Source organism: Pseudomonas sp. 9Ag (assembly GCF_902506445.1).
Lineage (GTDB): Bacteria > Pseudomonadota > Gammaproteobacteria > Pseudomonadales > Pseudomonadaceae > Stutzerimonas > Stutzerimonas stutzeri_AB.
On sequence record NZ_LR733836.1, the window covers coordinates 3068712 to 3088592 of the forward strand.

General features: G+C 59.0%; 20 protein-coding genes. 6 read left to right on the forward strand and 14 right to left on the reverse strand.

The features are described from left to right. Window positions 1–124: 124 nt before the first annotated feature. Window positions 125–865, reverse strand: coding sequence for a 30S ribosomal protein S2 (gene rpsB, locus ALTERO38_RS13845; protein WP_102834894.1), 741 nt, complete (start codon window positions 863–865; stop codon window positions 125–127). Between the two features lie 302 nt (window positions 866–1167). On the opposite strand from rpsB, the gene map reads away from it, so the two are divergent. Together map and ALTERO38_RS13855 are read left to right on the forward strand one after the other, a co-directional pair. Further along, window positions 1168–1950 (forward strand): type I methionyl aminopeptidase, encoded by a 783-nt coding sequence (gene map / locus ALTERO38_RS13850; RefSeq protein WP_102834896.1) that lies wholly within the window; start codon window positions 1168–1170, stop codon window positions 1948–1950. Between the two features lie 31 nt (window positions 1951–1981). Then, on the forward strand, window positions 1982–4684 hold the full coding sequence (locus tag ALTERO38_RS13855; protein ID WP_159968724.1) for a [protein-PII] uridylyltransferase: 2703 nt from the start codon (window positions 1982–1984) through the stop codon (window positions 4682–4684). A gap of 58 nt (window positions 4685–4742) precedes the next feature. Here the strand turns inward: ALTERO38_RS13855 and ALTERO38_RS13860 are convergent, their stop codons facing one another. The 7 genes from ALTERO38_RS13860 to ALTERO38_RS13890 form a co-directional block, all read right to left on the reverse strand. Continuing rightward, entirely contained in the window at window positions 4743–5072 is a 330-nt protein-coding gene (locus ALTERO38_RS13860; RefSeq protein WP_102834898.1) for a Na+/H+ antiporter subunit G, read from the reverse strand. Window positions 5073–5081: 9 nt separating this feature from the next. Continuing rightward, window positions 5082–5351, reverse strand: coding sequence for a K+/H+ antiporter subunit F (locus ALTERO38_RS13865; RefSeq protein WP_102834899.1), 270 nt, complete (start codon window positions 5349–5351; stop codon window positions 5082–5084). Then, on the reverse strand, window positions 5336–5836 hold the full coding sequence (locus ALTERO38_RS13870; protein ID WP_148924624.1) for a Na+/H+ antiporter subunit E: 501 nt from the start codon (window positions 5834–5836) through the stop codon (window positions 5336–5338). Before ALTERO38_RS13870 ends, ALTERO38_RS13865 begins: the two co-directional genes overlap by 16 nt. After that, window positions 5833–7335: a monovalent cation/H+ antiporter subunit D gene (locus ALTERO38_RS13875; protein ID WP_159968725.1), complete on the reverse strand. Its 1503-nt coding sequence runs from the start codon at window positions 7333–7335 to the stop codon at window positions 5833–5835. Before ALTERO38_RS13875 ends, ALTERO38_RS13870 begins: the two co-directional genes overlap by 4 nt. Continuing rightward, entirely contained in the window at window positions 7332–7661 is a 330-nt protein-coding gene (locus ALTERO38_RS13880) for a Na+/H+ antiporter subunit C (RefSeq protein WP_102834902.1), read from the reverse strand. Before ALTERO38_RS13880 ends, ALTERO38_RS13875 begins: the two co-directional genes overlap by 4 nt. Next, on the reverse strand, window positions 7661–10453 hold the full coding sequence (locus ALTERO38_RS13885) for a monovalent cation/H+ antiporter subunit A (protein ID WP_148924622.1): 2793 nt from the start codon (window positions 10451–10453) through the stop codon (window positions 7661–7663). The genes ALTERO38_RS13880 and ALTERO38_RS13885 overlap by 1 nt, the downstream gene beginning before the upstream one ends. A gap of 289 nt (window positions 10454–10742) precedes the next feature. Further along, on the reverse strand, window positions 10743–11204 hold the full coding sequence (locus tag ALTERO38_RS13890) for a glycine zipper 2TM domain-containing protein (protein ID WP_159968726.1): 462 nt from the start codon (window positions 11202–11204) through the stop codon (window positions 10743–10745). Window positions 11205–11380: 176 nt separating this feature from the next. On the opposite strand from ALTERO38_RS13890, the gene ALTERO38_RS13895 reads away from it, so the two are divergent. Next, entirely contained in the window at window positions 11381–11617 is a 237-nt protein-coding gene (locus ALTERO38_RS13895; protein WP_159968727.1) for a hypothetical protein, read from the forward strand. A gap of 50 nt (window positions 11618–11667) precedes the next feature. Here ALTERO38_RS13895 and pdxH read toward each other — a convergent pair whose 3' ends face one another. The 4 genes from pdxH to dinG form a co-directional block, all read right to left on the reverse strand. After that, window positions 11668–12315, reverse strand: a complete 648-nt coding sequence (gene pdxH / locus ALTERO38_RS13900; protein ID WP_159968728.1) for a pyridoxamine 5'-phosphate oxidase — start codon at window positions 12313–12315, stop codon at window positions 11668–11670. A 115-nt stretch (window positions 12316–12430) separates the two neighbouring features. Then, complete coding sequence (locus ALTERO38_RS13905) at window positions 12431–13060, reverse strand: OmpA family protein (RefSeq protein WP_148924620.1); 630 nt, start codon at window positions 13058–13060, stop codon at window positions 12431–12433. Between the two features lie 136 nt (window positions 13061–13196). Then, complete coding sequence (locus tag ALTERO38_RS13910; RefSeq protein WP_159968729.1) at window positions 13197–14345, reverse strand: serine hydrolase domain-containing protein; 1149 nt, start codon at window positions 14343–14345, stop codon at window positions 13197–13199. 138 nt (window positions 14346–14483) lie between these two features. Continuing rightward, complete coding sequence (gene dinG / locus ALTERO38_RS13915; RefSeq protein ID WP_159968730.1) at window positions 14484–16628, reverse strand: ATP-dependent DNA helicase DinG; 2145 nt, start codon at window positions 16626–16628, stop codon at window positions 14484–14486. Window positions 16629–16714: 86 nt separating this feature from the next. On the opposite strand from dinG, the gene ALTERO38_RS13920 reads away from it, so the two are divergent. Then, on the forward strand, window positions 16715–17179 hold the full coding sequence (locus tag ALTERO38_RS13920) for a CopD family protein (RefSeq protein WP_159968731.1): 465 nt from the start codon (window positions 16715–16717) through the stop codon (window positions 17177–17179). A gap of 60 nt (window positions 17180–17239) precedes the next feature. Here ALTERO38_RS13920 and ALTERO38_RS13925 read toward each other — a convergent pair whose 3' ends face one another. After that, complete coding sequence (locus ALTERO38_RS13925) at window positions 17240–17842, reverse strand: OmpA family protein (RefSeq protein WP_102834911.1); 603 nt, start codon at window positions 17840–17842, stop codon at window positions 17240–17242. Window positions 17843–18052: 210 nt separating this feature from the next. Here ALTERO38_RS13925 and ALTERO38_RS13930 point away from each other — a divergent pair, with 210 nt between their 5' ends. Both ALTERO38_RS13930 and ALTERO38_RS13935 read left to right on the forward strand, forming a co-directional pair. Then, window positions 18053–18550: a DUF6231 family protein gene (locus tag ALTERO38_RS13930; RefSeq protein ID WP_159968732.1), complete on the forward strand. Its 498-nt coding sequence runs from the start codon at window positions 18053–18055 to the stop codon at window positions 18548–18550. Between the two features lie 6 nt (window positions 18551–18556). Then, entirely contained in the window at window positions 18557–19042 is a 486-nt protein-coding gene (locus ALTERO38_RS13935) for a YchJ family protein (protein WP_148924616.1), read from the forward strand. 62 nt (window positions 19043–19104) lie between these two features. On the opposite strand, the gene fpr is transcribed toward ALTERO38_RS13935, so the two are convergent. Next, window positions 19105–19881 carry a ferredoxin-NADP reductase gene (gene fpr, locus ALTERO38_RS13940; protein ID WP_159968733.1) on the reverse strand — a complete coding sequence of 259 codons (777 nt, stop codon included), beginning with the start codon at window positions 19879–19881 and terminating at the stop codon, window positions 19105–19107.

A 19881-nucleotide genomic window follows, 5' to 3' on the forward strand; every position in this document is an offset into this window, starting at 1 on the left:
GTTCGCAAATCCTCTCGATTCGATTGTCGATCATGCCCTCACTCGGGCGATCAATTCGGAATTGGCAAAAAGGGGGCATAGCCCCCTTTCTGTTCAACGGGTATCAGCTAGGCGACAGATGCGCTCAGCCTTGAGCGGCCTCGGCAGCTGCCTCTTCGACGAACTCGTCAGCACCGCCAGCGTTGTTCTGACGACCACGCAGCACAGCGTCCGCCATGGAGCCGAGATAGAGTTGCACGGCACGGATGGCGTCATCATTACCAGGGATGATGTAGTCGACGCCTTCCGGGCTGCTGTTGGTATCAACGATGCCGATAACCGGAATACCCAGCTTGTTGGCTTCGGAGATAGCAATGCGCTCGTGATCAACGTCAACAACGAACATGGCGTCCGGCAGGCCGCCCATGTCCTTGATGCCGCCGAGGCTACGATCCAGCTTTTCCAGATCGCGAGTACGCATCAGCGCTTCTTTCTTGGTCAGCTTCTCGAAGGTCCCGTCCTGAGCCTGGGTTTCCAGCTCACGCAGACGCTTGATCGAGGCGCGAATGGTCTTGTAGTTGGTCAGCATGCCGCCCAACCAGCGATGATCGACGTACGGCGAGCCACAACGAGCAGCTTCTTCGCGAACGATCTTGCCAGCGGAACGCTTGGTGCCAACGAACAGAATTTTGTTCTTGCCTGCAGCCAGCTTCTCAACGAAACGCAGAGCGTCGTTGAACATCGGCAGGGTTTTCTCAAGGTTGATGATATGGATCTTGTTGCGCGCGCCAAAGATGTACTTATTCATCTTCGGGTTCCAGTAACGGGTCTGGTGGCCGAAGTGCACACCGGCCTTCAGCATATCGCGCATAGTGACTTGAGACATGAGAGTTCCTCAGATAAGTCGGGTTAGGCCTCCACGCGTCCCGATATCCAACTCTTGCGAGCACCCAGGATACCGTGTCGACACGTGTGTGGGGTCAGGCTCGGCAGGTAGTCCCGCAGAGCGGCGCGTTTTATAGCACAAGCAAGCATCGGAGGCTAGCGCGTGCTGACATTGAATGAAGTTATCAAGGCTGCCTATGTTTTGCCGGCGCCGCCAGGGCCGCCTGCAGGCCACGCCCTCTTTGGTTTATCATTTGCCGCTTATATCTATTCGCCTGCGCCTCTTGGCGCCAAGAGGGTTGCATGACTGTTTCCATCAAGACGCCTGAAGACATCGAGAAAATGCGCATTGCCGGCCGCCTGGCCGCCGAGGTGCTGGAAATGATCGGTGATCACGTCAAGCCGGGCGTCACCACCGAAGAACTGGACCGCATCTGCCACGAGCACATCGTCAACGTGCAACAGGCTGTACCCGCCCCGCTCAACTACAAGGGCTACCCCAAATCGATCTGCACCTCAATCAACCACGTCGTATGCCATGGCATCCCCAACGACAAGCCGCTCAAAGACGGTGACATCCTCAACATCGACATCACGGTCATCAAGGACGGCTACCACGGCGATACCAGCCGAATGTTCATTGTCGGCAAAGCGCCAGAGTGGGCCGAGCGACTCTGCAAGGTAACGCAGGAATGCCTTTATAAAGGGATCGAAGTGGTCCGCCCCGGTGCGCGCCTTGGGGACATTGGTGAAGTGATTCAGAAGCACGCCGAGAAGAACGGTTTCTCCGTCGTCCGCGAGTACTGCGGACATGGCATCGGCAAGGTTTTCCACGAAGAGCCGCAGGTGCTGCACTACGGCCGAGCCGGGACCGGTCTTGAGCTAAAGGAAGGGATGACCTTCACCATTGAACCAATGATCAACCAGGGCCGGTCAGAAACCCGTCTGCTTGGCGACGGCTGGACAGCTATTACCAAGGACCGCAAGCTATCCGCCCAATGGGAACACACACTTGTGGTCACTGCAGATGGCTATGAGATCTTCACCCTTCGCAGCGATGACACCATAGCCCGCACATCGCCCTGATTTTTTTGATGCTTTGACGGAGGGCGACGGTATGCCTCAGGTTGATTCCGAATTGTTCGACCGCAGCCAGTTCCAGGCTGAACTGGCACTCAAGGCCAGCCCCATCGCCGCCTTCAAGAAAGTCATTCGCAAGGCCAGAGAGGTGCTCGATGCGCGCTTCCTCGCCGGCCAGGATATCCGTAGCCTGATCGAAGGCCGCGCCTGGTTCGTTGACCAGATCCTGCGCGCCGCCTGGGGCCGCTTCGACTGGAGCAATGAAGCACAGATCGCGCTGGTCGCGGTAGGCGGCTATGGGCGAGGCGAACTGCACCCCTATTCCGATATTGATCTGCTGATCCTCCTCGATAATAACGATCAGGAAATTTTTCGGGACGCCATCGAGCGATTTCTAACGCTGCTCTGGGACATCGGCCTGGAAGTTGGCCAGAGTGTGCGCTCGGTACAGGAGTGTGCCGAGGAGGCACGTGCAGACCTGACCGTCATCACCAACCTCATGGAGAGCCGCACGATCGCCGGCCCCGAGCGCCTGCGCCAGAACATGCTGAAGGTCACCAGCCCTTCAGAAATGTGGCCCAGCAAGGAGTTCTTTCTAGCCAAGCGTAACGAGCAGGCCACCCGCCATTCCAAGTACAACAATACCGAGTACAACCTGGAGCCAAACGTCAAAGGCTCCCCTGGCGGGCTGCGTGACATACAGACCATTCTGTGGATAGCGCGGCGCCAGTTCGGTAGTTTGAATCTCAGCGCTATCCTTGATCAGGGATTCCTGACCGAAGGCGAATACTCACTGCTGGTGGCCGGGCAGGAGTTCATTTGGCGTGTCCGTTACGGGCTTCACATGCTGGCCGGACGCGCGGAGGATCGCCTGCTGTTCGACCACCAGCGCAGTCTCGCCGCCCTCCTTGGCTACGAAGACAGCGATGCCAAGCTGGCGATCGAGCGCTTCATGCAGAAGTACTACCGCGTCGTGATGAGCATTTCAGAGCTAAGCGACCTGGTCGGACAGCACTTCGCCGAGGTGATCCTCTGGGAAGGCGACAGCGGCGATGCGGTGCCGCTTAACAGCCGCTTCCTGGTGCGCGACGGCTATCTGGAAGTAGCCGATGATTCGGTGTTCAAGCGCAGACCCTTCGCCATACTGGAGATCTTCGTACTGCTGGCCCAACACCCCGACATTCAGGGTGTACGAGCGGAGACCATCCGCCTGCTCAGGGACCACCGGCATCTGATCGACGACGAGTTTCGCAGCGACATCCGCAACACCAGCCTGTTCATCGAGCTGTTCAAATGCAAAGAAGGCATTCACCGCAATCTGCGGCGCATGAATCGCTACGGCATTCTCGGGCGGTATCTGCCCGAGTTCGGCCATATCGTCGGGCAGATGCAGCATGACCTCTTTCATATCTACACGGTCGATGCCCATACGCTCAACGTCATCAAGTACCTGCGAAAACTGAGCAAACCTGGGGTCGCCGAAAAGTATCCACTGGCCAGCAAATTGGTGGAACGACTACCCAAACCGGAGCTCATCTACATCGCCGGGCTCTATCACGACATCGCCAAGGGCCGTGGCGGCGACCATTCGGAGCTGGGCGCAGTGGATGCGCAGGAATTCTGTGTACGCCACAAGCTGCCTGCATGGGACACGCGCCTGGTGGTATGGCTGGTCGAGAACCATCTTGTGATGTCAACGACCGCCCAGCGCAAGGATCTGTCGGACCCTCAGGTGATCAACGACTTTGCCCAGCAGGTAGGTGACGAAACCCACCTCGATTACCTGTATGTGCTGACTGTTGCAGACATCAATGCAACCAACCCGACGCTCTGGAATTCCTGGCGGGCAAGTCTGCTGCGCCAGCTGTACACCGAAACCAAACGCGCCCTCAAGCGTGGCCTGGAAAACCCACTTGGGCGTGAGGAGCAGATTCGCCAGACCCAGCGAGCCGCACTCGACAGTCTGGTGCGCAACGGAACCGATCCAGATGATGCTGAACAGCTATGGTCGCAGCTGGGCGATGACTATTTCATGCGTCACAGCTCGGTCGATGTGGCCTGGCACACCGAAGCCATCATCGAGCACCCGAGCGACGGCGGTCCGCTGGTCCTGATCAAGGAAACCACCCAGCGTGAATTCGAAGGTGGCACTCAGATCTTTATCTATGCGCCAGATCAGCATGACTTCTTCGCCGTGACCGTCGCGGCCATGGACCAGCTGAACCTGAACATTCACGACGCCCGAATCATTACCTCGAGCAGCCAGTTCACGCTGGACACCTACATCGTGCTGGACGCCGACGGTTCACCCATCGGCAACGACCCTGAGCGCACAGAAGAAATTCGACAAGGGCTGATCACCGCGCTGCGGAACCCGGATGATTATCTGACCATCATTCAGAAACGCGTACCGCGGCAGCTCAAACATTTCGCGTTCCCTCCGCAGGTCACCATTCACAACGACATGCAGCGCCCGCAAACGATCATCGAGGTCGTTGCACCAGACCGCCCCGGGCTACTGGCGCGCATCGGCCAGCTGTTTCTGGACTTTGACCTCTCGGTACAGAACGCCAAGATCGCCACGCTGGGCGAGCGTGTAGAGGACGTTTTCTTCGTTACCAATGCTGACAACCAGCCTTTGTCAGACCCGCAGCTATGCACTCGCTTGCAGCAGGCCATGATCAAGCAGTTGACCCAGGACAACGAGCATCAGCCCTCACCTAGCAGCATCGTCATCTAATCAGCAACGGCATCCTGCCTCGGCAACGAGGCGGTAGCGAGCGTCGCCGGGGACTGAGTCAATCCCAGGGCTTGCCTCGGGTTTTCTCTGTGTAGGGCAGCCTCTGCTGCATGGCTGCCTTCGCCAGCACATGCGCGCTGACCGGCGCGGTCAAAAACAGAAACAGAGTAATCAGCACCTCATGGACGCTGAGGCCGTTACCCTGATTACTGAAGAAGATCATCGAAGCGATGACGATCCCACCGACTCCAAGCGTGGTCGCCTTGGTTGGCCCATGCAAACGTGTAAAGAAATCAGGAAGACGATACAAACCGATCGCCCCTACCAGGGCAAACACGCTTCCCACTATCAGAAATGCGCTTACCAGCAGCTCTATCCAGAATGGCATGCAGCCTCCTCAGTCGATGATCTCGCCGTGCAACAGGTGTTTCCCCACTGCCACGGTACTGACGAAGCCCATCACCGCGATGAGCAGAGCAGCCTCGAAGAACAGGTCGGACGCGAGCCAGATGCCAAACAAGACGATCAAGGCCAACGCATTGATGTACAGGGTGTCGAGCGCCAACACCCGATCAGGCATGTCGGGCCCCTGAACCAGCCGCACCACATTCAGGATCGCTGCGATTCCAATGATCGCCATGCACAGCGGAATTACATACGTGAGCATTCGAAAATCTCCAGCAGCGGTGTTTCGTACCGGTTTTTCACCTCGGCCACCAGCGCTTCCGTGTCGGGCGCATCCAGCGCGTGGATCAACAGCATCTTGTGGCCGGGCCGCAAAGCAGCCGATACCGTCCCTGGGGTCAGCGAGATGATGCTGGTCAGCACAGCGAGAACGAACGGATGCTCGATCGCCATCGGCACTTCGACGAAGGCAGGCCGCAGCCGATCCCGAGAACTGAGCACCAGCTTGGCCACGCTGACATTGGCCACGACGATGTCGTAAAAGACCTTCAACAGGAACAGGCAAAGCTTCAACGGGCGGCGGACCTTCGGCAGATCGACCAGAAACCCCTGCACCAACAAAGGTATCGCCCAGCCCAGAACCAGTCCAAGCACCAGATGCCCCACGCTTAGCGCATTACTGAGAAGCAACCAGAGCAGCGCCAGCAGCAAGGTGAGCGCGGGGTTTGGAAGCAGGCGGGACTTCATGCCTCACCTCCCCGAATGATTTGCATATAAGGCCCCAGATCGAACAGCTGCGCTGCCGTCGCCTGCATATAGGCCTGAATCGGCTGCGCCACCACGACCAACAACACGCTGCCCAACAGCAATCCGAAGCTGGCCACCACGCGCACTCGATCCGCAGGTCGCCCGACGCTGACCGCCTCACTTGGCCGCCAGAACACCATACTGCCGGCCCGGCTTAGCGCGATGACCATCCCTAACCCGCCCACCAGCACCACAGGCCACAGCAGCAGGGCGTCGACTCCAGCAGGCACAGCCTGCAGCAGCATCACCTTGCCGATGAATCCTGAAAAAGGCGGGAGCCCGGCGATCGAAATCGCACCGGCAAAAAACAATGCCCCCAGCATCAATGGCTGCTTGAGCGCTGGTGCCGAAAGCAGCTCTGAGGCCATATCGCCGCGCTGGCGAGCAATGAGGTCAGCGAGCAGGAACAAGCCCCCGGAAACCAGAGTGCTGTGAACCAGGTAATACAGGGCAGCACTGAGGCCCGCCTCTGACCCCAGCGCGATACCGGCCAGCAGGGTGCCCACCGAAACCACCACCAGATAGGACAGCAGGACCTGCAGGTTGCGCGCCGCCAGCGCACCCAGTACGCCGCCGATTAGCGTGAGCATCGATAGTGGCCACAACCAGTCGAGGACCATGTTGCTCAGTACACCCGCTTCGCTGCCGAAAATCAGTGTGAAGACTCGCACGATGGCGTAGAGCCCAAGCTTGGTCATGATCGCGAACAACGCCGCCACTGGCGCAGTTGCCGCGGCGTAGGCTCGTGGTAGCCAGAAATACAGCGGCAGAATCGCGCCCTTTAGTGCGAAAACCACTAGCAACAAGTAGCCCGCCGCAGCGAGAAGCGGCGCGTCGGCCGGGTCGGCCGCACTGACCCGCCCCGCCAGGTCGGCCATGTTCAAGGTTCCGGTCAGGCCATAAAGCATGCTGACGCCGATTAGAAACAGCGATGAACCCAGCAGGTTCAGCACAACGTAGTGGATGCCCGCCTGCACGCGCTTCGCACCGTGGCCATGAAGCAACAGCGCGTAGGACGAGATCAACAGGATCTCGAAGAACACGAAGAGGTTGAACAGATCACCAGTCAGAAAGGCGCCGTTGATGCCTGCCAGCTGGAACTGAAACAACGCATGGAAGTTCGGGCCGCGCTCGTCATCTCCACGTGCGGCATAAAGCACCGAAAAGCCAGCAAGCACCGCGGTCACCAGCAACATCAAGGCACTCAGCCGATCCAACAACAGCATGATGCCGAACGGCGGCTGCCAGTCACCGAGACGATACACGGACAGCTCGCCAGCATTTGCTTGCCAGGCCAGCCACATGGCCAGCGGCACCAGCAGCCAGGTGGCGGTTACTGATAGCAAGCGCTTAAGCGATGCGCCACAGCGATGAATCAACAGCAAACTGCACCCGACCAACAGGGGCAGCAGGATCGGCATGATCAACGCATGATTCATTTGCCCGGCTCCCGACCATCAACATGATCGGTACGCAGCTCGCCCAGACCGCGAAGGGCCAGCACCACGACGAATGCGGTCATGGCGAAGCCTATGACGATTGCAGTCAACACCAAGGCTTGCGGTAAGGGATCACCGTACTCAGCGCTCGCTCCGATGATTGCCGGAACCCCTGTCGAAAGACGCCCCATGGCGAATATGAAGAGATTCACAGCATATGAAATCAAGGTCAGCCCCATGACCACCGGAAATATCCGTGCACGTAGTAGCAAATACACGCCACTTGTCATCATCACGCCCAACGTGACCGCATAGACGATTTCCATCAAACCACCTCCTTGCACGACTCGTCCTGACTGACATGACCGAGGTTGGAAAGAATCAGCAGTGTCGCCCCTACAACAGCCAAATACACACCGAGATCGAACAGCATCGCGGTTGCCAGCTCGAAGTCGCCAATTAACGGAAGATGAAAATGGCCGAAGGCCGAGGTCAGGAAGGGCCGACCGAACAACCAACTGCCGAGCCCGGTCAGACCGGCAATCAGCACACCAAGCCCGGCCACGCCGTGATAGCTGAACGGCTGACGCTGCTGCGCCCAGACCACACCATGAGAGATGTACTGCAGAATCAGGGCGACTGCTGTAATGAGCCCAGCGATGAAGCCACCCCCAGGCAGATTATGGCCGCGCAAAAAGATGAATACCGACACCAACAGCGCCATCGGCAACAGCACGCGCGACAGCGTGTCGAGGACCATCGGGTGCCTGTCGGTGGACCATAGCCGGCCGCCGTAATCCCTGACCGGGTGAGGCAGATGCAAGCCATGAAGCAGGCCATAGATCCCTACTGCGGCAATTGCCAACACGGCGATCTCGCCCAGAGTATCGAAGCCACGGAAGTCGACCAGGATGACGTTGACCACGTTGGTTCCACCGCCTCCGGATACGCTGTTCTCGAGAAAGAACGAGGCAATGCTGTCATACGGCCGACTCAAGACCGCATAGGCAAGCAAGGCCACCATGGTGCCAAAGGCCGACGCAATGATCAGATCACGGAAACTGCGCAGGCTGCTCGACTCGACCGGCGTACGGTCAGGCATGAAAAACAAGGCCAGGATCAGCAGGATGATAGTCACTACCTCAACTGAAATCTGAGTCAGGGCCAGATCCGGTGCCGAGTACCGGGCGAACACCAGGGCGACCAACAGCCCCACCACACTGAGCACCATCAGCGCCATGAGACGTCTGCGGTGAAAGATCACCGTCATTACCGACGCCAGGGCGAGTAACAGCATCCCAACAACGGTGATGCCGTCCAGCGGCGTTAGCGGTACGGCGCCGCGCAGCGCTTGCAGGGGAGTCAAGGCATACACAACTACCAGCAGCGAGCTGACCAGCATCAGCACCAGATACCGCTGCAACGATCCGTTCTCCATGCGCTCGGTCACCCAGCGCGCCGTTGCAGCTATACCGCTGACCACCTGAGCAAAGACCTGCAGCGAATCGACACGCGGCAGCCCTTCATACCAGCGAAACGCCCACTTGCGCATCGAGTAGATCAACAGGCCACCGCCCAGCGCCACGAAACTCATCGCCAAGGGGAGGTTGAAGCCATGCCATATGGCCAGGCTGTAGTCAGGAACGTCACCGCCCAGGCTGCCGGCAACAGCCGCAGCCAACAAAGGTGCGACAGTGTAGGCCGGCAAGGTACCCACCAGCAGGCAAAGCAACACCAGGATCTCAACGGGAATCTTCATGTACCGCGCCGGCTCATGCGGCGGATATTTGGGCAGGTCGATCGGTTCGCCGTTGAAAAATACGTCGTGCACGAAGCGCAGCGAGTAAGCAACTGAAAAGGCACTCGCCAGCGTCGCCAGAGCCGGGATCGTCCAGTAAAAGCTACCCAACAGATGCTGGTCGAGCGTCTCGGCAAAGAACATCTCCTTGCTGAGAAAGCCGTTTAGCAGCGGCACGCCGGCCATCGCCAGTGACGCCACCATTGCCAGCGCCGCGGTGTGTGGCATGTACTTCAACATGCCGTTGATTCGCCGCATATCGCGAGTTCCGGTCTCGTGGTCAATGATCCCCGCGGCCATGAACAACGAAGCCTTGAACGTTGCGTGATTGATGATATGGAAGATCGCAGCCACCGGCCCGAGGCGTGAATCGAGACCGAACAGCAAAGTGATCAGACCCAGGTGACTGATGGTCGAATAGGCCAGCAACCCTTTCAGGTCGTGCTGGAAGAGCGCCATGACCGCGCCGATCAGCAAGGTCGCCAAGCCCGTCAAACTGACCAGATAAAACCACCATTCCGAATCGGAAAGGGCCGGGTACATCCGCGCCAACAGAAACACGCCGGCCTTGACCATGGTCGCGGAGTGCAGAAATGCCGATACAGGGGTGGGCGCCGCCATCGCCTGTGGCAACCAGAAGTGAAACGGAAACTGCGCCGACTTGGTAAATACACCGAGCAGAATCAGAATCAAGGTCAGCGGATACAAGCCGCTGGCGCGGATCAAATCACCCGACGCCAAGACAGTGCTTAGCTCGTAGCTGCCGACGATATGCCCGATCAGCAAAATACCCGCCAACAGCGCTAGCCCGCCGCCGCCTGTAATTGCGAGGGCCATGCGTGCGCCCTGGCGTGCATCGGAGCGGTGATTCCAAAAGCCAATCAACAGGAACGACGAAAGGCTGGTCAGCTCCCAGAACATCAGCATCAACAGAAGGTTTTCAGCTAGCACCACACCGAGCATGGCGCCCATGAACAATAGAAAGAAGCCGAAAAAGCGCCCCATCGGCTCGCTCTTCGACAGGTAATAGCGTGCATAAAGGATGACGAGCAGGCCGATGCCGAGAATCAGCAGCGCAAAGAGAAATCCCAGACCGTCCAACCTCAAACTGAGGTTCAACCCCAGTTCGGGTAGCCAGGGCAGGGTCTGGACTTCCGTCTCGCCGCCAAACACGGCGGCACGCTTGGACAACAGCAATGCCAACGCCAGCAATGGGGCCAGACCGGCACCGAATGCACAGGCAGATCGCCCAAACCGTTCAAGCAGCAACGGCAGGCATATGCCCAGGAATGGCAACGCGATGATCAGCGCAAGCGCCATGAGTAAAACCCCTTAAGCCGTGCGTGCGCACGGCAGTTATATCCCTTGGTCGGCCCTTCGCAGCCCGAAGGGGCATGGCGGTGTGCGCCGATTATCCATACCGACCGTAGCAACGTCATGGATTCAAGTATTTCGAAAAACAAAAAGCGCAGCCTAAACACCGTATCAGCCGGCATTAAGGCTGCGCCCTGTCTCCAAATCCGCGTGGAAAAATTGCCTGCGATTCATCGCATCTGACTGGCGTCCGCGACAGCCCGTTGCTAATCCTCCCCGGCCAAGACGAACGGTATCAGGGTGCGATACGGCTCGTGCCATTGACCGTCATGATGCGCACGCGCTGACCGACACGAAACACCTGATTGGGCTCGACTTCCTGAACATAGGCGCGCATGTTGCCGTCATCCTCACGCACCGTGATTTCAACGCCCTGAGCCCGTGTGATGCCCTCCTCCGCTGCTGAACCGAGCATACCGCCGGCCAGTGCGCCGATCACCGCCGCCACGGCACTGCCCCGACCGCCACCAACCCCGCTACCAGCAATACCACCGACCACAGCGCCTGCGCCGGTACCGATTGGGGTCTTGGTCCCTTCGAGCTTGACCGGGCGCAATGACTCGATCGTGCCATAACGTACCGTCTGGACGGTCCGCGCCTCGTCGCGGGAATAGCTATCCCCGGTAAGGTTGGAAGTACAACCGCCGACGGCAAGCGCCACGGCGGCGAACGAAGCAACAACGATAGAGTGGCGCATAGGTACTCTCCTGGGAAACGAGGTTGAACCCGACCGTGGTCAGGCGGTGCGGCGATGAAACACTTGGCAACCGCCTCGACCTGACTCAGCATTCATTCAACTAGGACCGTACTTTACCCGAGGCGATCCCGTCCCGCATGCAGGTCGCTCGCTCAGGCTGTTACTCGAGACTATCCATGGACTACTTCATTATCACCATCGTTACGCTGGCCGGGCTGGTTTTCCATGCCTGGCTGTTCATCCGATTCAGACGCTGGGCGGACCGGGACCTGGCGCTTTCGTTGGCAGGAGATGACCCACAGAAGCAAGCGTGGGTCTTGCAGCGCCTTTCAGCTGCGAAAGATGCGCGCGTCAAACGAAAGGACTTGCAAGCATGGCTGGAAAGCGAATTGGCGCTCTACAACGAGCGCTGACATGAAAAAGAGGCCGCAACCGGCCTCTGATCAAAAGCTGAGCCCTCGGCTCAGGGCGCCAGACGCTCGCGCTGCCAGTAGCTGGCCAGGCGTCGATAGTTCAGCCGGTCATGCAGACGGCTGGGACGTCCCTGCCAGAACTCCATTCGCTCCGGCAGCAAACGATAACCGCCCCAATGAGGAGGGCAATGCGGGGCCTGGTCCAGAAAGCGCTGCTCCGTCTCGGCGAGAAGCCGCTCAAGCTCGGCACGATCGCGAATCACATGGCTTTGGGGTGAAGCCCAAGCGCCAAGGCGGCTACCCAGCGGACGCACCTGATAGTAAGCATCCGACTCGGCCGCGCTGACCTTCTCGACCCGCCCCTCGATACGTACCTGACGCTCCAGGCTGGGCCAGAAGAAGGTCATCGCAGCGAACGGACATGCTTCCAGCTGCTCGGCCTTGGCACTGTCATAGTTGCTGAAAAAGGTGAAGCCACGTTCATCCAATGCTTTGAGCAGAAGCACTCGGCAATGGGGGCGACCCTCGGCGTCTACCGTCGCCAAGGTCATGGCATTCGGTTCGACTGGCGGCTGCTCCGTTTGCACCGCATCCTGAAACCACTGCCGAAAGAGTTCGAACGGCTCTTCCGGCGCGTTCACTTCACTGAGTCCGTCACGCGTGTAATCGCGGCGCATATCGGCCAAGGATTGGGTCATCGCTGGTTTCCTGGAAGACAGTTGAAGCCAAAGCTTACCGGCTCTATGCGTTACCTCGCTTGATTCAACGCAAAAGTAGGCCGAACGGGCAGCGGGTCGATGACAGAGCGCCGGGTTATTTGGCTTTGCTGACTTCTGCGGCAGCGACTTGGGTCGGCTTGGCAGGCGCCTCGCTGTACTGGGTAATCAGCGCTAGCAAGGTTGGCTGAGGAGCCAAGACCATCTCGACACGCCTGTTCAGAGCACGGCCTTCTTCGTGCTCGTTTGAAGCACGCGGCATATCTGAACCTAGCCCACGAATGCGCAGCCGGTCGTGTTTCAAGCCACTCAGCCGGAAAATTGCCGCTATGGCTCCGGCACGCTGGCGGCTGATGTCGCGGTTAAGATCGGTCGGTCCCGTACTGTCAGCATGGCCAACCACAACCACGGCGGTCTTCTCGTCGCCTTCCACCAATTTCGCCACCCGACTGAGCGGGCCAAGCGTTACAGGCAGCAGCATGCCGGGGCGGTCGGGGTTGAAGGAGCCATCGACAGGTGCAGTGACCACTAACACGCCCTCGCGGCGCTCAAGCTCGAAATGACTGTCCTTTAACGCATCGCGAAGCCGCGGCTCGTACCCATCCAACCAGGCAGCGTCAATCACTGGACTCGGCGCAGCAACCACTTCCACCGGCTTGTCGTCGTTGGAGCTGCAGCCGGCAATGACCATACAGAGTACAAGAGAGGCGCTTTTCAGCAGGTTCATGAGCCAATTTCCGTGGAAGAGGGTTGCGAAAACAAACTGCGTGGGTTGAACACGCAGCTTAAGCAAGGATTTGACTCAAATTGTGGACGCAGGTCCTTGTTCTGCAAAGTCTCACCCAGCCAAACAGACGAGTGGTTCAACCGATACATGCCTTAACTACACGCGCCAGAGATTGCGCGCGTGGATCCATCAGCACGTAAGGCCCCATAGTGTTGGTGACAAAGCCGAAGGCCACATCGCGCTGAGGATCGGCGAAACCGATGCAACCGCCGGCCCCCGGGTGGCCGAATGCGCCCGGCCCCATTCCGAAGGTGGCGTTCTCAACGTCCGGCTGGTCTAGCCAGCAGCCCAGCGCGAAACGAGTCCGGGTGAGCAGCGTGCGGTCCTCACCGATGCAGTGTTCTCGCGTCATCTCGTCCAGCAGCTGGTAATCAAGCAGCTCCCCACGCAACAGGCCGTCATAAAAGCCCGCCAACGATCGCGCATTACCATGCCCGTTGGCAGCTGGCTGTGCCATTCGACGCCACTCCGGCTTATTCGCGCTGTTCATGATCGACGGTGGATTGGTAAAGGCGAGAGCCGTGAGCGATTGCGGATCGCACATCAGGGCTTTAATTACTCGTTGGGCAGCTGCATCGCCAAGGTTGTTTTTCTCCCGTGTCAGATAACCGACTCGGTCAAACTCGCTATCGGCCAGACCGATATGGAAATCGAGCCCCAAAGGCCGAGCGGTGCGCGCAACTATCGCTTCACCCGGCTCACGGCCGTCGGCACGACGGATCAGTTCGCCTAGCAACCAACCATAGGTGATTGCGGCATAGCCGTGACCTTCACCTGGCGTCCACCAGGGCGTCTCGGCTGCGAGCGCCGCAGTCATCTTTTCCCAATCGTACAGAGCTTCGGGCGGTAGCGGCTGGCGAACCGCCGGCAGCCCGGCCTGGTGGCTGAGCAGTTGCCGTAGCGTGATGTCCTGTTTGCCGTTGACACCAAATTCCGGCCACACACGGGCAACCGGCTCATCCAGCTGCAGCTTGCCCTCCGCGACCAACTGCAGGGCAGCCACCGCAGTAAACGTCTTGGTGCAAGAAAAAAGATTGACCAGGGTGTCGCTCTGCCAAGCCTGTTCACCGGCATTATCTGCGACGCCAGCCCACAGATCGACGACGGTTTCGCCACCAACCTTCACGCAGACAGCGGCGCCACGCTGCTGGGTCCGCACGAAAAGCTCGCTGAATGCGTCCCTGACCGCTTCGAAACGAAGATCGAAATACCCCTGAATTTGCACGTTTGTGCTCCTTACCAGGCTGATGGATTCAGCGCATTGTTCCAGTCACACCGAATCTGGCAAACAAATTCGAGTTCGCTGAAGAGACAATCATTCACTTGAATAACGGCGCATCTTGCTCGCTAGGCCAACATGCCACTAACCGATCTCGCGGCGGAACGGCGGCAACGCATTGAGGATGGCCTTTCCGTAGCGCTGCGTGACGACCCGGCGATCCAGCAGCGTGATCGTGCCGCGGTCCTCCTCAGTACGTAGCAGCCTTCCGCAGGCCTGTACGAGGCGCAAGGAGGCATCAGGTACGGCGATTTCCATGAAGGGATTACCGCCTCGCGCCTCGATCCACTCGGCCAACGCCGCTTCGACCGGGTCATCGGGAACTGCAAACGGAATCTTGGCAATCACCACATGTTCGCAATACGCACCAGGGAGGTCGACGCCCTCAGCAAAGCTGGCGAGCCCGAACAGCACGCTCTTCTCGCCATCGTCCACACGCGCCTTGTGCTTGTTAAGGGTCTCCTGTTTGGACAGATTGCCCTGAATGAGCACCCGCCGTCGCCAGTCCCGCTCCAGCCCGTCGAAAACGTCCTGCATCTGTTTACGCGACGAAAAAAGTACCAGCGTGCCGCGTGAAGCTTCCACCAGCTGCGGCAGATCCCGCACGATCGCCCCCGTGTGTGCAGCGGCATCCCGCGGGTCGGCCTTGAGATCGGGCACCCTCAGTACCCCAGCGTCCGCATGATGGAACGGACTCGGCACCACTGCAGTGACGGCACAACGTGGCAACCCGGCGCGCATGCGGTAGCGATCGAAACTGTTCAGTGCGGTGAGCGTGGCCGAAGTTACCAGCGCGCCGTAGCAGACGTTCCACAGATTGCGGCGCAACGTCTCGGCCGCCAGGATCGGACTGGCGTTGACTTCGATATCGAACAGAGCGCCACCATCGGCCAGTGTGAGCCAGCGCGCCATGGGTGGGCTGTCTTCTGGATCGTCGACGGTGAAGGCCGTCCACAGCTCCCAGTTGCCCTGGGCCCGAGTGAGCAGACTGCCGAATAATGGATACCACTCCTCGGCCTGATGGCTGGCGATGCCCACACCCGTTTCGCCATCCATCGCCTCTTTGAGCAACTCGGTCAGCCGGGTGAACAGATCGTTCAGCTTGGCGAAGCCCTTTTTCAGCTCGATACCCAGCTCGATCAGATGCTCCGGAACCACACCACCCACGAACCGATGACGAGGCCGCTCGCGGCCCTCCATGTCTTCGCCGGCTCGGAAGTCAGCCAGCTGTTCGCAGGCACTGAACATGAATTGCTGTTGGCTGCGAAGGTCTCGGGCGATTTCCGGAACCGCCTCGATCAGCCGGCCGAGATCGCCCGGCAGCGGATGCTGGGCGAGCAGCTTGGTCAGGTTCTTTTCGACCTGGGCAAGCCACTCGGCGGTAGAACGCAGGCGGGTGAAATGAGCGAAATGCCCGATCGCCTTATCCGGCAGATGATGGCCTTCGTCAAAGACATAGAGTGTGTCGCGCGGATCGGGCAGCACCGCCCCACCACCCAACGCGAGGTCTGCGAGCACCATGTCATGATTGGTGACGATGACGTCAACCTTGGTCATGCCTTCGCGCGCTTTGTAGAAGGCGCACTGCTGAAAGTTGGGGCAGTGGCGCCCGGTGCATTGACTGTGATCAGTGGTCAGGCGCGCCCAGTCGGGATCAGCCAGCTCTTCAGGCCAACTGTCGCGATCACCATCCCAGCGGTTGCCTGCGAGCTTCTCGATCATGCTTCCGAAAAGCTTTTCGCTCCGCTCGTCCACATCGATGCGAAAGCCCTCTTCTTCGAACAATTGAGCGGTTGCGCTCTGCGCCTGCCCTTCCTGCAGCAGTGCGTCGAGTTTGGACAGGCAAAGATAACGACCGCGTCCCTTGGCCAGAGCAAAGGAAAAGCTCAGGCCGCTGTTGCGCATCAGATCCGGCAGATCCTTGTGCACAATCTGTTCTTGCAACGCGACCGTAGCTGTTGCGATCACCAAGCGCTTGCCCGCCGCTTTGGCCGTCGGAATGGCAGCCAGGCTGTAGGCGACAGTCTTGCCGGTGCCGGTGCCAGCCTCCACCGCGACGATGGCGGGTTCCCCATCGCGCCGCCCCTCATCGTCGGCCTTGATCGCGCCGAGCACTTTCGCCACTTCGGCGATCATCAGACGCTGGCCATAACGGGGCTTAAGGCCCTTGGCTTCGAGAAACTGCGAGTAGGCGCCCTGGATCTGGGACTTGAGTTCAGTGCTGAGCATGGGCGCGGATGCTGTATATATTTTCAGTATTTCTGGAGGGTGGCTATGATAACGCGCGTTTCCTCAACCGCCACCGGAGATTTCCCATGACCGCATTCGCCGCGCTCTATTCACTACATGTACTGGCCGCAGTGATCTGGGTGGGAAGCATGTTCTTCGCTTGGATGGTCCTGCGCCCAGCGGCTGTTTCCACGCTACAGGCACCGGAACGGCTGAAGCTTTGGGCCGAAGTGTTTCGCCGCTTCTTTCGATGGGTCTGGGTTTCGGTGCTGGTGCTTCCGATAAGTGGTATCGGTATGTGGCACATGCGCTTCGACGGACTGGAGGCTGCGCCTCGCTACGTCCACATCATGGCCGGGATGTTCCTGGTGATGCTCGCCCTGTTCTTGCGCATACAGCTGCTGCAACTGCCCCAACTCAAGCGCGCGATCACCGCGCAGAACTGGCCGGACGGTGGCGCTGCATTGGGCCAGATCCGCAAGCTTGTCGGCATCAATCTACTGGTGGGTCTGGCCGTGGTGGCGCTGGCAAGCGCGCGCCCCTTGTTCTGAGGCGGCCAATCGAAACAAAAAAACCGGGTCATACAACCCGGTTTTTTTACAGAGCCTGCGTTACGGACGCGCTTCGACCGAAGCCTCAACGCGACGGTTAATGGCGCGGCCCAGCTCGGTCGAGTTATCAGCGACCGGACGCGACTCACCATAGCCCACCGCTTCAAGACGGTTGGCTTCAACACCGTAGCGGTTTACCAGTGCATCGCGAACGGACTCGGCACGCTGCATGGACAGACGCTGGTTATAAGCGTCAGTACCGATGGAATCGGTGTGACCTTCTACAGTCGTCGAGGTCTGGTCGTACTGCTTCATGAAGTCAGCAAGCACTTCGATGTCGTCGTATGCGTCCTGACGGATGGTGGCTTTGTCGAAGTCGAATTTTACGTCCAGCTCAACCCGTACGGCCTCCATCACAGGCTCGGGCTCCGGCTCAGCCATCGGTGCAGGCTCAACCGTTTCAACCACGGCGACAGTCTCCTGCTCGGTGCCATTGGCCCAGCAGTAGGCTGCAGCCATGCCGCCACCAATCAATGCGCCATAACCTGTGTAGGTGCTGCTTTCTATCGCGCCCAACGCGGCGCCGGTTACGCCGCCAACAGCCGCGCAGCTGGGCCAATCTTGTTTCTGCACCCCTGCGCAGCCGGCCAGAAAGGTGGTCATCACAATCACGGGTACTGCTGTCCGTAAGCTACTCATCGTTAAAGCCTCCTAATGTGGGATCAGCCAGAGCTTTATGCGCCATAGCATAAGCAGCTCCAGTTATATCGAGACTAGGACGGCAGGCGCCAGCGCGCTAGTCTTTATACTTTGACAGACCGAGCGGACTGCAATTTCTGCATTCCGCTACGCCTGATATCGAGGAATCCCGGCTTGACCGCATCCCGCTCATCGCAGACGCCGCAGCAAGCTTTGGCCGCCCTGTTGGAACAACACCGTCCGGCCCGATTGCTGTATGTCGGTCGTAGCGAACTGCCCGCAATCGACGCATTCAGCCACAGCCATAACCATTGCCAGATTGATCGCGCACTGACCGGCCCACTGCCTGCAGGCCTCGCGGCCCGCCGCTACGATCTCGCCCTGGTCGCTGACTGCCTGGAACACCTCCCGAAGCGCGACGGCCTGCAGTTGCTCGGCGGCATTCGCAATCTCAACACCAGCCGCATGGCGGTTTTGGTCGATCTGAATGCGTCGGACTGGCAGGCAACCGATTTTTACTCGCTGGCCTTACAGCTCAGCGGACGCTTCGAACGAGGCGGCCAAACGGTGACCCTCTTCACCTACGACCTACTGGATTACAAGCAGGTTCCAGACTGGCTCAATGCAAAGTACTGGGCCAATCCGCAAATGTTCGGCAAATATTGGTGGTGATTGACGATGTCTGATGATCAACCGACAGACGCAAATTGCCCCTGCGGCACCGGCGACCCCTACGGCGAATGTTGCGGCCGTTATCATCAAGGTCTGCCAGCGCCTAGCGCTGAACAACTGATGCGCTCGCGATATAGCGCCTACGTTGTCGGGGCTATCGCTTACCTGCAGGCCACCACGCTGCCGGCACAGCAACAAGCTCTGGATCTACAGTCTATGAAGGAGTGGAGCGCCAACAGCACCTGGCTGGGACTGGACGTTGAGCAAAGCCAAGTGCTCGGCGGACAGCCAGAACATGCGCTGGTCAGTTTTACCGCACGATGGCACGACGGAGCCGGAGAGCACGCTCAACATGAGCGCTCAGCGTTCGTGCAGCACAATGGACGCTGGTACTTCATTGACCCCACTGTCCCGCTGAAGGCCGGTCGCAACGACCCGTGCCCGTGCGGGAGCGGTCAGAAGTACAAGAAATGCTGTGCCACTTACTTCTAAAGAGCCAGCCAAAAAAAACCGGCTGACGTGACGCTCAGCCGGTCGTTGGACTCAACGTCCAATCACTTCTCGACGAATGCTCGCTCGATCAGGTAGTGCCCAGGATCGCCCATCCGCGGCGATGCCTTCAGACCAAAGCTGTCGAGCACTTCGCTTGTTTCGGCCAGCATACTAGGGCTACCGCAGATCATCGCACGGTCGTCTTCCGGGTTGATCGGCGGCAGGCCGATATCCGCAAACAGCTTGCCGCTGCGCATCAAGTCGGTCAGACGCCCTTGATTCTCGAACACCTCGCGCGTGACGGTGGGGTAATAGATCAGCTTCTCTTTCAGGGCCTCGCCGAAGAATTCGTTCTGCGGCAGGTGCTCGGTTATGAACTCACGGTAGGCAACTTCGTTTGCGTAACGAACACCATGCACCAGGATGACTTTCTCGAAACGCTCATAGGTTTCCGGATCCTGGATCACGCTCATGAAAGGCGCCAGACCGGTTCCCGTACTCAGAAGATAAAGATGCTTGGCCGGCAACAGGTCGTCCAGCACCAACGTGCCAGTCGGCTTACGACTGACCATTAGCGAATCACCTTCTTTCAGGTGCTGCAGGCGAGAGGTCAGCGGACCATCTGGCACCTTGATACTGAAGAACTCCAAATGCTCTTCATAATTGGGGCTCGCAATGCTGTAAGCACGCATGAGGGGTCGCCCTTCTACTTCGAGTCCGATCATCACAAACTGACCATTTTCAAAGCGCAGCCCCGGATTGCGGGTGGTTTTGAAACTGAACAGCGTGTCGTTCCAGTGATGCACACTGAGGACTCGCTCAACGTTCAGGTTGCTCAT

Bases quoted from the DNA above. Each gene is read 5' to 3' on its own strand.
- ALTERO38_RS13890 (WP_159968726.1), bottom strand. From the start codon at position 11,204: ATGCGCCACTCTATCGTTGTTGCTTCGTTCGCCGCCGTGGCGCTTGCC.
- ALTERO38_RS13920 (WP_159968731.1), top strand. From the start codon at position 16,715: ATGACCGCATTCGCCGCGCTCTATTCACTACATGTACTGGCCGCAGTG.
- rpsB (WP_102834894.1), bottom strand. From the start codon at position 865: ATGTCTCAAGTCACTATGCGCGATATGCTGAAGGCCGGTGTGCACTTC.
- fpr (WP_159968733.1), bottom strand. From the start codon at position 19,881: ATGAGCAACCTGAACGTTGAGCGAGTCCTCAGTGTGCATCACTGGAAC.
- ALTERO38_RS13855 (WP_159968724.1), top strand. From the start codon at position 1,982: ATGCCTCAGGTTGATTCCGAATTGTTCGACCGCAGCCAGTTCCAGGCT.
- ALTERO38_RS13885 (WP_148924622.1), bottom strand. From the start codon at position 10,453: ATGGCGCTTGCGCTGATCATCGCGTTGCCATTCCTGGGCATATGCCTG.
- ALTERO38_RS13935 (WP_148924616.1), top strand. From the start codon at position 18,557: ATGTCTGATGATCAACCGACAGACGCAAATTGCCCCTGCGGCACCGGC.
- ALTERO38_RS13865 (WP_102834899.1), bottom strand. From the start codon at position 5,351: ATGCTCACGTATGTAATTCCGCTGTGCATGGCGATCATTGGAATCGCA.
- ALTERO38_RS13880 (WP_102834902.1), bottom strand. From the start codon at position 7,661: ATGGAAATCGTCTATGCGGTCACGTTGGGCGTGATGATGACAAGTGGC.
- ALTERO38_RS13895 (WP_159968727.1), top strand. From the start codon at position 11,381: ATGGACTACTTCATTATCACCATCGTTACGCTGGCCGGGCTGGTTTTC.
- ALTERO38_RS13860 (WP_102834898.1), bottom strand. From the start codon at position 5,072: ATGCCATTCTGGATAGAGCTGCTGGTAAGCGCATTTCTGATAGTGGGA.
- map (WP_102834896.1), top strand. From the start codon at position 1,168: ATGACTGTTTCCATCAAGACGCCTGAAGACATCGAGAAAATGCGCATT.
- dinG (WP_159968730.1), bottom strand. From the start codon at position 16,628: ATGCTCAGCACTGAACTCAAGTCCCAGATCCAGGGCGCCTACTCGCAG.
- ALTERO38_RS13925 (WP_102834911.1), bottom strand. From the start codon at position 17,842: ATGACCACCTTTCTGGCCGGCTGCGCAGGGGTGCAGAAACAAGATTGG.
- ALTERO38_RS13905 (WP_148924620.1), bottom strand. From the start codon at position 13,060: ATGAACCTGCTGAAAAGCGCCTCTCTTGTACTCTGTATGGTCATTGCC.
- ALTERO38_RS13870 (WP_148924624.1), bottom strand. From the start codon at position 5,836: ATGAAGTCCCGCCTGCTTCCAAACCCCGCGCTCACCTTGCTGCTGGCG.
- ALTERO38_RS13875 (WP_159968725.1), bottom strand. From the start codon at position 7,335: ATGAATCATGCGTTGATCATGCCGATCCTGCTGCCCCTGTTGGTCGGG.
- pdxH (WP_159968728.1), bottom strand. From the start codon at position 12,315: ATGACCCAATCCTTGGCCGATATGCGCCGCGATTACACGCGTGACGGA.